General features: G+C 67.3%; 10 protein-coding genes. 8 read left to right on the top strand and 2 right to left on the bottom strand.

The genetic code is table 11. The annotated features are described in order from the left end of the window. Together MKCMC460_RS04805 and MKCMC460_RS04800 are read right to left on the bottom strand one after the other, a co-directional pair. The gene (locus tag MKCMC460_RS04805; RefSeq protein ID WP_236980584.1) at positions 1 to 915 is read right to left on the bottom strand and encodes an SAM-dependent methyltransferase; all 915 of its coding nucleotides are present in this window, start codon (positions 913 to 915) and stop codon (positions 1 to 3) included. Positions 916 to 928: 13 nt separating this feature from the next. Then, positions 929 to 1,300, bottom strand: coding sequence for a DUF3054 domain-containing protein (locus tag MKCMC460_RS04800; protein WP_236980582.1), 372 nt, complete (start codon positions 1,298 to 1,300; stop codon positions 929 to 931). A 35-nt stretch (positions 1,301 to 1,335) separates the two neighbouring features. On the opposite strand from MKCMC460_RS04800, the gene MKCMC460_RS04795 reads away from it, so the two are divergent. From MKCMC460_RS04795 to MKCMC460_RS04760, 8 genes are all read left to right on the top strand, one after another. Continuing rightward, the gene (locus MKCMC460_RS04795) at positions 1,336 to 2,517 is read left to right on the top strand and encodes an acyl-CoA dehydrogenase (protein ID WP_236980581.1); all 1,182 of its coding nucleotides are present in this window, start codon (positions 1,336 to 1,338) and stop codon (positions 2,515 to 2,517) included. Positions 2,518 to 2,527: 10 nt separating this feature from the next. Continuing rightward, positions 2,528 to 3,124: a hypothetical protein gene (locus MKCMC460_RS04790; RefSeq protein WP_236980579.1), complete on the top strand. Its 597-nt coding sequence runs from the start codon at positions 2,528 to 2,530 to the stop codon at positions 3,122 to 3,124. Positions 3,125 to 3,326: 202 nt separating this feature from the next. After that, positions 3,327 to 4,460, top strand: coding sequence for an FAD-dependent monooxygenase (locus tag MKCMC460_RS04785; RefSeq protein ID WP_236980577.1), 1,134 nt, complete (start codon positions 3,327 to 3,329; stop codon positions 4,458 to 4,460). Positions 4,461 to 4,539: 79 nt separating this feature from the next. Then, positions 4,540 to 5,214, top strand: a complete 675-nt coding sequence (locus MKCMC460_RS04780) for an ABC transporter ATP-binding protein (protein WP_236980575.1) — start codon at positions 4,540 to 4,542, stop codon at positions 5,212 to 5,214. Further along, positions 5,211 to 7,715 (top strand): FtsX-like permease family protein, encoded by a 2,505-nt coding sequence (locus tag MKCMC460_RS04775; RefSeq protein WP_236980573.1) that lies wholly within the window; start codon positions 5,211 to 5,213, stop codon positions 7,713 to 7,715. The genes MKCMC460_RS04780 and MKCMC460_RS04775 overlap by 4 nt, the downstream gene beginning before the upstream one ends. A 3-nt stretch (positions 7,716 to 7,718) precedes the next feature. Next, positions 7,719 to 8,816, top strand: coding sequence for a UbiA family prenyltransferase (locus tag MKCMC460_RS04770; RefSeq protein WP_236980572.1), 1,098 nt, complete (start codon positions 7,719 to 7,721; stop codon positions 8,814 to 8,816). Further along, positions 8,813 to 9,814 carry a histidinol-phosphate transaminase gene (locus MKCMC460_RS04765; RefSeq protein WP_236980570.1) on the top strand — a complete coding sequence of 334 codons (1,002 nt, stop codon included), beginning with the start codon at positions 8,813 to 8,815 and terminating at the stop codon, positions 9,812 to 9,814. The genes MKCMC460_RS04770 and MKCMC460_RS04765 overlap by 4 nt, the downstream gene beginning before the upstream one ends. Further along, positions 9,807 to 12,740, top strand: coding sequence for a thiamine pyrophosphate-binding protein (locus MKCMC460_RS04760; RefSeq protein ID WP_238305366.1), 2,934 nt, complete (start codon positions 9,807 to 9,809; stop codon positions 12,738 to 12,740). The genes MKCMC460_RS04765 and MKCMC460_RS04760 overlap by 8 nt, the downstream gene beginning before the upstream one ends. Positions 12,741 to 12,761 lie beyond the last annotated feature (21 nt).

Here is a 12,761-nt window from a genome sequence, read left to right as displayed (position 1 = left end):
CTAACGCGTGTCGCCTGGCAGCATTCCGGTGACGTAGCGCGGGCTGGCCGCGATATCGCGGGGCCGCATCCGACGGCGTCCCCCCAGACCCACGACCCCCAGCAACTCGACGATGTCGCGGTCGCAGATCTGCCAGCGCTGGGCAGCCAGATTCTCTGGGACCGAAGGGAATTCGGCCGTGTAGGTGAGTTTGGTCAAATCCACGTCCAAGCCCTGCCGACGCCACAAGTCGATGAAGGCATGTCCCTCCTGCAACTGCAACTGAGTCCAGGGCAGGTGATCGGCGGCAAATTGACTCCCGGCGGCGCTCACGCCGGTGATGTCGCGCAGCAGCCGGTCCTGCGCATCCGGCGGCAGGTAGCCGAGCAGCAGATTCTCGGCGATCCACAGGGTGGGTTGCACGGGGTCGAAGCCGGTGCGCAGCAGCGCGGTCAGCCAGTCGTCCCGCAGGTCCACGCCCACGGCGCACCGGTTCACCGACAGCTTGGCGCCCAACTCGCGCATCATCCGAACCTTGAAGTCAGTCACGTCGGGCCGGTCCAGCTCGTACACCGTCGTGCCCACTGGCCACCACAGCCGATACGCGCGGGTATCCAGGCCCGCACCCAGGTTCACCACCTGACGAATGCCGGCCCGCACGGATTGAGTCAGGAACCCGTCCAGGAATCGGCCGTGCACGGCCAGCACATTGATCATTCCGGTCGTCACCGGGTCGATGCCGCCGTCGGTCGAATACGCATGGTCCTCGATCAGCCGGACGAAATATTCCACCCCGGCGGCGCGCACCAACGACTCGGCGAACGGGTCGTTGATCAGGCCTTTTGTGGTGGCCACCGCCCGGGCGGCGGCGCTGAAGGTAGCGGTGATCCCGACGCCGGTGGTCAGGTCCCAGGTGTCGCCGTCGGTGCGTGCCATCTGGGTCCGTCGCTCAGCTATCCGAGCGACGCTGTCTGACAAGTGTCGCGGTGGCGCGCCACCCGAGCAGCAACACCGCGGTCACAGTCGATGCGACGATCACGAAGGCCCCTGCCACGCTGGCCGAGCTGGCCTTGCGTAGCAACATGCCGACCAGCACGGTCGACGCCCAGACAACCACACCGGTCGGCGCCACGTCGGTGGGCCGGCGCCAGGCGCGGGACAGCAACCAGCCGACCAGGGTCCCACTCAGGAACGGCCAGGCGGTGGTCGCCAGGCCAGAAACGGTGACACCCTCGTCGTGGCTGCGACGCCCGAGGGCGCAGAAGACCACCACGGCCACCACATCCACCCCGAGCCAGGCCGGGGATCGCCGCGGTTGCATGCAGCGAGACTACCGGCACCGGGCAGGATTAAGGGATGAGCACACCGCCGTCGTTCGATCCCTACGACCCGCTGGGCCTGGACGCATCATTGTCCAGCGATGAGGTCGCCGTACGCGACACCGTCCGCGCGTTCTGCGCCGAGCACGTACTTCCGCACGTGGCCGGGTGGTTCGAGGACGGTGACCTGCCGGTGGCGCGCGAGCTGGCCAAGCAGTTCGGCGAATTGGGCCTGCTCGGTATGCATCTGGAGGGGTACGGGTGCGGCGGGGCCTCGGCGGTGCATTACGGGCTGGCGTGTCTGGAATTGGAGGCTGCGGATTCCGGCATCAGGTCGCTGGTGTCGGTGCAGGGTTCGCTGGCGATGTTCGCGATCTGGAACAACGGTTCGGAGGAGCAGAAGCAACAGTGGTTGCCGGGGATGGCTGCCGGTGAGTTGATCGGCTGCTTCGGGTTGACCGAGCCTGACGCCGGCTCCGATCCGGCCGCGATGAAAACCCGGGCCCGGCGCGATGGATCCGACTGGGTGCTCAACGGCCGCAAGATGTGGATCACCAATGGCTCGATCGCCGACGTAGCCGTGGTGTGGGCCGCCACCGATGACGGCGTGCGCGGTTTCCTGGTCCCGACCGACACCGCGGGCTTCTCCGCCAACACCATCCATCACAAGCTGTCGTTGCGGGCGTCGATCACCAGTGAATTGGTGCTGGACGACGTGCGCCTGCCCGCCGAGTCGATGTTGCCCGGCGCCAGCGGTTTGAAGGGACCGCTGTCGTGCCTGTCGGAGGCGCGGTACGGGATCGTCTGGGGCGCGATGGGTGCGGCCCGCTCGGCGTGGCAGGCCGCATTGGACTACGCGACCCAGCGCACCCAGTTCGACCGTCCGATCGCCGGATTTCAGCTGACCCAGGCCAAGCTGGTCGACATGGCCGTCGAGTTGCACAAGGGACAGCTGCTGTCGCTGCACCTGGGCCGGTTGAAGGACAGCGTGGGCCTGCGGCCCGAGCAGGTCAGCTTCGGCAAGCTGAACAACACCCGGGAAGCACTCGAGATCTGCCGGACGGCCCGAACCATCCTCGGCGGCAACGGAATATCGCTGGAGTATCCGGTGATCCGGCACATGGTGAACCTGGAGTCGGTGCTCACCTACGAGGGCACCCCGGAGATGCACCAACTGGTCCTCGGGCAGGCGTTTACCGGACTGTCCGCGTTCAGGTAGAAAGCAGATCATGAAAGCTCTTGTGTTTGCCGCTGCGCTGCTGCCGGTACTGGTGACGATGGCGCCCGCTGCGACGGCCGACCCCACGCTGCCCCCGATGAACTCCACCGGCGGTGGCCCGGTGATCGGCGGCGGGGGCAGCGGCGGGGCGATCGGCCAGCAGCTGTTCAGTTTCCACGACCCCAATATCCAGGAGGTCGACGGGTCGGACGCGGCCCAATTCTTCAATGCGGCAACGGGTGTCAGCAATCGGGACCTCGCCGCGCCCTTCCAGCCGTTGCAACGGATGCTGGGGTGCCAGGTGAACGGGGCCGGGTTCGGGGCGCGGGCCTATCGTCGCAACGACGGGCAGTGGGGCGGCGGGATGTTGGTGATCGCCAAGAGCGCTGTCTCCGACGTCGACGCGCTGAACGCCTGCGCCAAATCCAGCTGGCGCAAGGCTTCGGTTGGCACGCCGACGTCGATGTGTAACAGCGGGTGGACCTATCCCCCGTTCAGCGGTCGCAAGGGCGAGGGCTATTACGTCCTGCTGGCCGGAACCAACTCGGACTTCTGCACCGGTCCGAACGCGAACCTGCGGACCACCGCGAGTTCCTGGCCCACTTAGCGGGCGGGCCGTCCACTAAAACGGCGGGTCGTCGGGCAGGGGTTCCGGAGGGCCGTAAACGGGGGACCCAGTCCGCCGAGAGTTCGGCCGCGTCCTGCGCGGTGGCCGTGGCCCCGGCCGGGCAGTCGTCCTGCCCGCACCCGCAGCTCAGCAGGCGCCCCTGAGCCAGCGCACCTCCAACCACTGATTACGCTCTCGGCACATGAAAGCTGTCGTGGTGGGCGCGGGAATCGCCGGACTCGCGGTGGCCAGCGGACTGCAGCGCGCCGGGTGGGATGTCTCCGTACTGGAGCGAGCGGCCGATTCACAACCGGCTCCGGCCGGATTATCCATATTCGGCAACGGTTTTCGCGCTCTCGACGAGCTCGGTCTGGGCTCTGCCGTGCGGGCGATAAGCGCCGACGAACCCCCCTACACCAAGTCGGGCATCCGCAAGCCGAACGGCCGGTTTCTGGTCACGTTCGCCCCGACGACGTATCAGAACCTGCGCGCCGTCGACCGCACCGAGCTGCACGCGGCGATGTTGGCCACCCTGCGTGCAGGCTCCGTGCACTGGGGACAGCGAGTAGCCGAAGCCGGAACGGACGGCGTCCACACCGACGACGGGCACCACGCCGAAGCCGACCTGATCGTCGGCGCCGACGGGATCCGCAGCCGCGTCCGCGCCAGCCTGCCGCAGGACCGTCCGACCCGGCGTAGCGGCTACGGCGTCTGGCGGGCCATAACCGCGCGGCCGGTACCCGTGGGAGCCGGCGGGGAGACCTGGGGCAGCGGCCAACGGTTCGGTCTGGTGCCGCTCAAGGACGGCCGGGTCTACTGGTTCGCCGTGGTGACCAGCGCGCGCAACGAAACCGGCGCCGCCGCCCTCGACGAGGTCCGGTCCTTGTTCGGCGGCTGGCACGAGCCGATCGCCGAGCTGATCGACGCCACCGAGCCCGAAGCCGTGCACTACACCCACAGCGAGGAGCTCGACGGCCCGCTGCGGTCCTACGTGCACGGCCGCACCGTGTTGATCGGCGACGCGGCGCACGCGATGTCACCCAACCTCGGCCAGGGCGCCAACCAGGCGCTCGAAGACGCAGCAACCCTCTGCGCGTTGCTGGCACCGGTGCAGGACCGCACCGAAATCGAACCGGCGCTGCACCGCTATGACCGGCTGCGCCGGCCCCGAACCCAGCGCATCGCCCGCGAATCGCACAACATCGGGATCGCCGGCCAGTGGAGCAACCCGGTGCTGGTCTGGTGCCGCAAAACAGGCATGACGCTGGCCCCGAACTGGGTCTTCAGTCGCCGAACCACTCGTTTACAGGAGTGGCAATTTCGCTCCGGCAAGTAACGCAGGTGTGTTAGGTTAGCCTGTCCTGCGCGTCCGGGACGGCCTTTACCTTCGTCACTTACACCTCAGGGGCTGCTGCATGCTTATCGAGATCGCGGCGGTGAGCAGGACCTATCAACGGGGCCAGGAACTGGTCAAGGCGGTCGACAACGTCACCCTCACGCTGGGCAACGAGAAGCTGGTCGCCATCACCGGTCAGTCCGGTTCCGGCAAGAGCACGCTGCTGCACCTGATCGGCGGCATCGACCGGCCCGACGAGGGCTCCATCAAAGTCGACGGCGAGGAGCTGTCCCGCAAGAGCGACGACGAGCAGTCCGAGTACCGCCGCCGCAAGGTGTCGTTCATCTTCCAGTTCTTCAACCTGCTGCCCACCCTGACCGCCTGGGAGAACGTGGCGATGCCCCGGGTTCTGGACGGGTCCTCGATCAAGGAGGCCCGCAACGACGCCTGCGAACTGCTGGCGATGGTCGGGCTGGGCGACCGCATCGACCACAAACCCTCGCAGCTGTCCGGCGGTCAGATGCAACGCGTCGCAATCGCCCGCTCGCTGATCATGAAGCCGGGCGTGGTGCTGGCCGACGAGCCGACCGGGAACCTGGACTCCGAGTCCGGCCGCAACATCCTGGCGCTGCTGCGCAAGATCGCCGACGACGGCGCGTGCTCGGTGCTCATGGTCACGCACGACCCGAACATCGCGGCCGCGGCCGACCGCGAGATCGTGATGCGCGACGGCAAGGTCGTCGAACACGCATGATCGCCTCGGCGGCCGTCCGCTTCAAACTGCTCAACCTGCGGTACGCGGTTGCGCACTGGAAGCGATCGCTGAGCTGCGTGGCTGCGGTGATGATCGCCTCCGCGCTGCTGGTGGCCATCGCCGGCATCTACAGCTCGCTGACCAAGTCGGTGGCCACGATGTCCGAAGACCTCTACGGCAAGGCCGCTTTCGAGGTCACCGGCGCGGCCGACAGCGGCATGCCCGACTCGCTGGTCGCGCAGCTGCGCGCCGTCGACGGGGTGGCCGCGGCCGAGCCGATCGTGAAAGCCACGGTGAATACTCCCCGTTCCGGCACAACGCTTTTGGGTGTCGGCCCGGACATCCGGGTGCTGGACAACCGGGTGGGCAACGAGCTGGTGCAGCAGGCGGATCAGGACAAGTCGCACGGCTCGCTGGCGGACGGGGCTATCGCCGGTCCCGGCCTCGGAACGGCGCCGGGCGGCCAGGTCGAGGTCAACGGCGTCCGCGTCAACGTGGTGTTCGTGCCCAAGGGCGACCTCGCCGAGAAGTACAACGCCGGCGACTACGTGATCGTCCCACTTCCGTTGGCGCAGAACCTCTTACACCAGCCCGGCCGGGTGACGTCGGTGTTCGTGGTGGCCAAGCCCGGCGCCGACCTCAACGCGTTGAGCACCGACCTGGTGCGGGTGGTCGACCACCGGGCAGTGGTGGCCGAACCGCAGTTCCGGGTTGCCCAGACCGACAACTCGGTCTCGCTGACCCGCGACACGTTGCTGCTGGTCGGGTCGATCGCGCTGGTCGTCGCGATGTTCATCGTGTTCAACACGATGAACATGGCTGTGGTGCAACGCCGCCCGATGATCGCCACGCTGCGGGCGCTCGGCGCCAAACGCGGTGACCTGGCCCGCGACCTGCTGGCCGAAGTGACACTGCTCGGCTTGCTCGGCGGACTGCTGGGCGCGCCGCTGGGTGCCGCGATGAGCTACCTCGCGATCAAGCGTTTGCCCCCGCTGATGCTGCAGTCGGTGGACGTCAAGCCGGATTACTTCTTCCCGGGCAGCGCGATCGCCGTGGTGGTCGCTTTGGGCGTGGTGGCCTGCGTGCTGGGCGCCGCCTGGCCGGCGATGATGGTCTTCCGGGCTTCGCCCATCGCCGCGATGCGCCCGGTCGAGCTGGAGAGCCTGGGCGACGATCGAACCAAACCGCACCGGGCCGGCGTGGCGGTCGGCGTGCTGCTGATGGCGCTGGCGTTTTTCACCGCAACCCGGCTGCACGACGAAAAAACTTTCGCCGCAGGCATTTTGGTGCTGGCTGGCATCCTGACACTGTGTTGGGCGCTGGGGCCCACGCTGGTGGTACTCGGTAGCCGGATCGCGGCGCTGATGGGGCCCAGCGGTCAGGTCAGTCGCTCGACCATGACCGCGTCGGCCAAGCGGACCTGGGCGAACCTGATGATCGTCACAATCGCCGTGGCACTGGGCAGTGTGACCAGCGGCGTGCTGACCGACGTGGTCGACTCGACCGGTGGCTTCTTCTCCTCGCTGGCCGGTGCGGACATGTACCTGTCCGCCGCGTCCAAGGACGTCGTCCCGATCAGTCCGCTGATTCCCCACGGCACCGACGGCGAAGTTCGGGCCATCCCGGGCGTCGTCGCCGTGAAGCCCGTCCAGTACGCCTACGTCAACGTCGGCAGCGACCGGGTACTGGTGGTGGGCTCCGACCCCGGCACCGTGACACCCGCCTTCGCCGCCATGGACAAGTCGGTGCGGGCCCAGGTCGAAGCCGGTGACGGCGTGGTGATCTCCCGCCAACTCAGCCGACACCTGCACCGCGGGGTCGGCGACAAACTGACGCTGAGCACCCCCTCCGGCGAGCAGGCGGTGCCCATCCTCGGCGTGGTCGACTATCTCACCACCGAGCGCGGCATGATCGCGATGTCGCTGGATCACATGAAGTCATGGTTCCAGCGCGACGGGGCGACCTACCTGGAAGTCCACGTCGACAACCCGAAGAATGCGCCCGCAATCCTGAACCAACTCGAAAAGATCGCTGCCGCAAGGGGGCTGTACGCATTCAGCGGTCAGGACGCAGTGGACTCGGGCAAGGGCGCAGTCGCCCAGATCGGATCCCTGGCCGTCTTCGTGCAGTGGATCGTCGCACTGCTGGCGGCGATGGCGCTGTTCAACGCGTTCATGATCTCGGTGATCGAGCGCACCCGGGAGATCGGCGTGCTGCGCGCCATGGGTGCCTCGCGACGCTACGTGACGAAGTCGATTCTGGTGGAGGCCACCAGCATTGCGCTGTTGGGCGGTGTGCTCGGCATGCTGACCAGCGTGGTGGTGCACCGGTTGGGCACGCTGATCATGAGTTCGGTGACCGCCATCACGGTGCGGTATTCGTTCTCCCCTCTCGACCTTCTCACCGTCCTGGTGGCGGTGATCCTTTGTTGGAGCGGGGCATTGCTACCCGCGTCTCGGGCCGCGAAGTCGACGATCGTGGACGCGCTGGAAGTGGAGTGACCAATGGAGAAGAGTCAACTGTTGTCCGGCACCGGGACCGAACCGGCACAACCGAGTTCGCTGCCCGGATTCCTGCGGATGAGCAGCGAACAGCGGCTGGCGTGGGTCCAGACATCCCCCGGCATCGCGCTGCCACCCGCGTGGCGGCTCGCACAATTCGTGGCGTTCTCCCGCCCCAGGACGTGCATTCCGGGCATGTTGGGCTTCTACCTGGCCAGCGTCGTCGCCGGAGGCGTCTCACCGCTGGCGCTCGCGGTGGGAATGGTGGTGTCCTATCACATCGCCGCGATCGCCAACCTGTACAACATCTACACCGACATCAGCGAGGACAACGAGAACATCCCGTCGCGGGTATACGAACTCAGCCGCTACGGCCGCGACCGGCTGCTGCGGCACGCCCATCTGCTGGCCGCCTTCAACTTCTTGCTGTCCCTGCTGGTGAACCCGTGGTTCGCGGGTCTGACTTTCCTGGCATTGATTGGCTGCCAACAGTATTCGTTCCGGCCCTTGCGGATGAAGGCGCGGCCCCGGATCGGGATTCTGTACTTCGCCAACGCGGTGGCCTACCCGTACGTGAGCGCGGTGCTGGCATCCGATTTCAAGTGGCAGGTGCTGACCAATCGCGAGTACTGCGCGCTGGCGCTCTACCTGTTCGGCTGGTTCTGCGCCAAGGGTCTGACCAAGAACGTGCCCGATTACGAAGGCGACAAACGAGTCAACGTGACCACGTCGGCGACGCTGAGCGCCACTCGGCGCCGCGCGGCGATCATCGCGGCGGTGGCGACGGTCGTGGTCTACGGCGCCGTCGTACTCCCGGTAGTGTTCGGCTTTCTCGCTCCGAAATACCTTCTTGCCCTGATCTGGTTGCCGGTGGCCTGTTTTCAGGCCTGGCGTCTGGTGCACACCGTCGACCAGAAATCGTCGAACGACATGCTGCGCGACGACATGTTCGTCTCCGTCGGCTACCTGTCGACCCTCGTCCTGATCGAGCGGATCTCGGTTGTGTCGGTGACGGTGGTAGTCGTCGGCATCGCGATCATGTTGCTCACCGACCGGCTGCGGCTGGACACCAGAAGAACCGAAGACTTCGACGTGCCATGAGAATCGATTTCGATCTGTCGCGCAACGAGCTGCCGTTCGACCCGCTGCCGCAGGTGCGCAGCATCCTCGAGTCCAGCGCGGACAGGATCCGCTGTTATCCCGAGGACGAGTGCGTCATGCAGTTGACGGCGCAGATCGGCGAGCTGCACGGTGTTCCGCAGGACAGGGTGGTCGTCGGACCCGGCAGTGTCGGCGTGCTGGACGCGGTGCTGCATGCGGAAGCCAAGGGCGCCACGGTATTCGGAACACCCACGTTCGACGAGTACGCGAGCCTGGTGTCGCGGGCCGGGGGTCTCCCGGTCGGGGCGGTCAGCGACCCGCCTGGCGGTCAGTCGCTCGAGGCCATTCTGGCTCGAGTCGACGAGTCCACGCGGCAGGTGATCATCGCGACGCCGCACAACCCGAGCGGCGCCGCGGTGACAGTGGACGAGCTTGTCGAGTTCCGGCGGTTGTTGCCGAAACCGGTTCTGCTGGTTGTGGATCAGGCCTACGCGGAGTTCGACGAGACACTGCCGGACGGCGCTGTGCGCCGACTGGTGACCGATATGGACGGCGTGGTGGTGCTGCGGAGCTTCTCCAAAGCCTACGGGCTGGCCGGGCTGCGGATCGGTTTCGGTGTGTTCAGCAGTGGGGCACTGGCCGCGCGGGTCCGCGCCGCCGTCCCGACATACGCGGTCAACTCGGTCGGCATCACCGCGGCCACGGAGTCGCTGCGGCATCAGCGGCAGTTACGCGAGCGGGTAACCCGCGTGATCGGCAGCCGGAAACGGCTGGAAGCCTTCCTGCTTCGGCACGGCCTGTTCAGCGGGGTCGTCTCGCAGGGAAACTTCGTGTGGGTGCCCACCCCGGACTCGCACGCGCTGGCGCAGCAAGTGCTCGCCGACGGCATCCTGGTGCGGGAGTATCCGGGGTTGGGCGTGCGGATCACCGTGCAATCCGAAGCATCCGTGGATGCCGTCATCGGGTCGCTGACAACGCATAGTCGCGTCAATGCATAACCGGCACCTGTTCTCCAATGCGCTCGGGCGGCGGCGGTTCGCCGACGAGCTGGTGGACTACCTGATCGCGCTCGGTGTCGAGTACATCTTCGGAATGCCTGCGGAGTCGGTGAATTCGTTGGTGCACGCGGCGAGCCAGCGCACCGAGATACGGGTGGTCACCACCCGGCATGAGACGGCCGCCGCCCTGATGGCGGTCGGTTACGCCAAGGCTTCCGGGCGATTGGGGGTGTGCTTCGGCACCGCCGGGCCGGGCGCCACCAACCTGGTCGCGGGCGCCTACGAGGCGTATCTCGGGCGAGTCCCGTTGCTGGCCATCAGTGGTCAGGTCCCGGTTGCCAGTATCGGCCGGGACGCGTTCCAGGAGATCGACTCCGAAGCACTGTTCAAGCCGTGCACCGCGTCCTCGGTACAGATCCAGGCCACCAGTCAGTTTGAGCGCCTGGCCCGTTCGGCCGTGCTGGCAATGCACGAGTCCACCGCATGCCATGTGGCCATCCCCGGCGACGTGCTCTACGCTCCGATCAGCGCGGCGGACACCGGCTGGCACGTCCCCAAGCCGCCGGAGCCGCGACTGGCGAGCAAGGAAGAGCTGGGCTTGGTCGCCGAGTTCCTGGAATCCGACGATCTGGCCATCGTGCTGTCCTGTGCCGAGGTCGGCCAAACCCAACTCGCTCAGCAGCTTTCGCAACGCCTGGCCTGCCCACTGTCCGATGTCCGCGACACCGGTGTACTCAGCGCCGGCGACGTGCTGGTGGTGGGGCGCGTCAGCCCGCTACTCAACCAACGCGTGCCGGCACACGCGAACCTGTTGGAGCTCACCGACCGTCGCCTCACCAGCAGACGGCTGCCCTACATCAGGCAGGTCGTCTGTGACGTCGAAGCGACCCTGCACACGATCCTGGACTCCCAACCGCAACCCCTCGAGAACGTCGCCGAAACCGTGTTCAGTGACCTCGATGAGGCTGCCAGCATGGCGGGCATTCCCAGCGCGGCACTGCCGTTGGGGATCGGCGCCGCCCTGGCCGGCGATACGCGCAGCGTGGTCGTCACCGACCATGCCCAGCTGGGCCAGTTCGTCGCCGAAATCGCCACGTTGGTCAGCGCGGACGCCGACGTGCAGATCCGCTGTGTCGACCGCGCCGAAAAGCTCAGCGGCCTAAGCAAACTGGGGACCGCGTTCGGACTGCAGCAAGACATCATCGCAGTGCCTCGGGAGGTGGTGACAACTCGTCGCGAGCCGCGACCCGGCGAACGTTCGCTGGCCCGCTGCCTGGACGCCAATCTGGCGGCGCCGGTGCAGATCAGCCAATTCTGCGCACCGTTGCTGCCCGGTTTCGACACCGCCCAGCGCAGCGCCAACGCGCAGGCACCGTCGATGAGTGCCGCCGCGCTGCGCAAGGCGGGCTGCGTGTCAGCGGCAACCGTGGTGGCCAGCGGGACCGCACTTCTGTTGCAGCTCAACGGGATCTACGATGCGGCACTCGATCATGCCCCGATCCTGGTTGTCACGGTGGAAACGCAGAGCTGGCAACTCGACGCCGGTCGACTGCTCGACGAAGTGAGCCTGGCAACCTATCTCGTCGAGGACCCCGCGACCGCCGCCGCCACGGTGCGTCGGGCCTGCGCCGCCGCGGCCGCGCCGGGGTCGGGCGTGGTGCATCTGCGGGTGCGGGGCACGGCGCTGAATTCAGCGTGGCCTGAAATCGGTTTCGCTGCAGGACAACCCGCTGCTTTCCGACCACCGGCGCCCGACGAATCGGCGGTCACCGAGGCGATCACCGCGCTGCGGGACGCCGAACGGGTGGCCATCGTCGCGGGTCGCGGCGCCGCGGGTTGCTCGGAGTTGCTCGCCGAACTGGCCGCTGCGCTGGACTGCAAGGTGCATCTGACGATGGGTGGCGATTCGGTGGTCGACGACCCTGGCCTGCGCGCGCACGGCAGGGTCGGCGGCTCGGGCGATCTGCGGGCGTACCACGACGTTGCCAAGGCCGGCGTGCTGCTGTTGGTGGGGGTGTCGAACCGGGGCTCGGCGTTCGATCTGGGCGCCGCCGGCCGAACCATCGTGGTCAACGTCGACCCCAATTCGATGCTGCGCCTGGGAGATCGGGATATCGGCGTGCTGGGCGACGCGATGGCGGCTTTGGAGACGATGGTCGGTGCGCTGCGCGAACCCCCACGTGCCCAACGGGCTACCCGGGCGCCCCGCCGCAGCAGGCGCAGCCGATGGGCCGAACGGGCCCCGCTGCGGGCCTCGCGGCTGACCCGGGCGATCGATGAGGAGCTGGCCGACTTCGACGGCTCTAGCACGGTCTGCGCGGACGTCGGCGTGAATACGCTGTGGGTGTACCGGTACCTCACGTCGATGACGCGCAGTATCTGGTCGGCGTCGTTCGGGACCATGGGCTTCGCGGTGCCCGCGGCGATCGCGGCGGCGAAGAACACCGACACGCGGGTGGCCGTCGCGGTGGCCGGCGACGGCGGAACCTCGGTGACACTCAGCCAGATTCAGTCGGCAGTGAACGTCACCAAACCGGTGGTGTTCGTCGTCGTCAACAATCTGGCGCTCGCCGCGATCAAGTTCGAGAGCGAGATCATGGGCTGGCCGGACCGCGGCTCGGCTATCCCGGACATCAACTTCGCGCAGTACGCCGCATCCGTCGAGATCAAGTCGCGCCGCGTCGACACACTTCGCGATTTCCGGGCCGCCTTCCAAGAGGCTATCGGCGCGCCACGGCCCTACCTGATCGACGCACGCTGTGTGCTGAACGACGCACCGGTGCAGGCCGGGCGCAAGCACTGGCGACAGGTGATCGGGTTCTTCGTGGCGTGGTCGAAAGAGGGGCGGCCGGGCGCCGCGACGTTCGGCGAGGTGACCCGCGCCGTCGTCCGCGGCAAGCTGGACGAGTGGAAACCAGCGGATTAGCCTGGCCGACAGCGAATTTCA

Source organism: Mycobacterium sp. 20KCMC460 (assembly GCF_022179425.1).
GTDB lineage: Bacteria > Actinomycetota > Actinomycetes > Mycobacteriales > Mycobacteriaceae > Mycobacterium > Mycobacterium kiyosense.
This window is presented reverse-complemented; position numbering and strand designations above follow the sequence as displayed.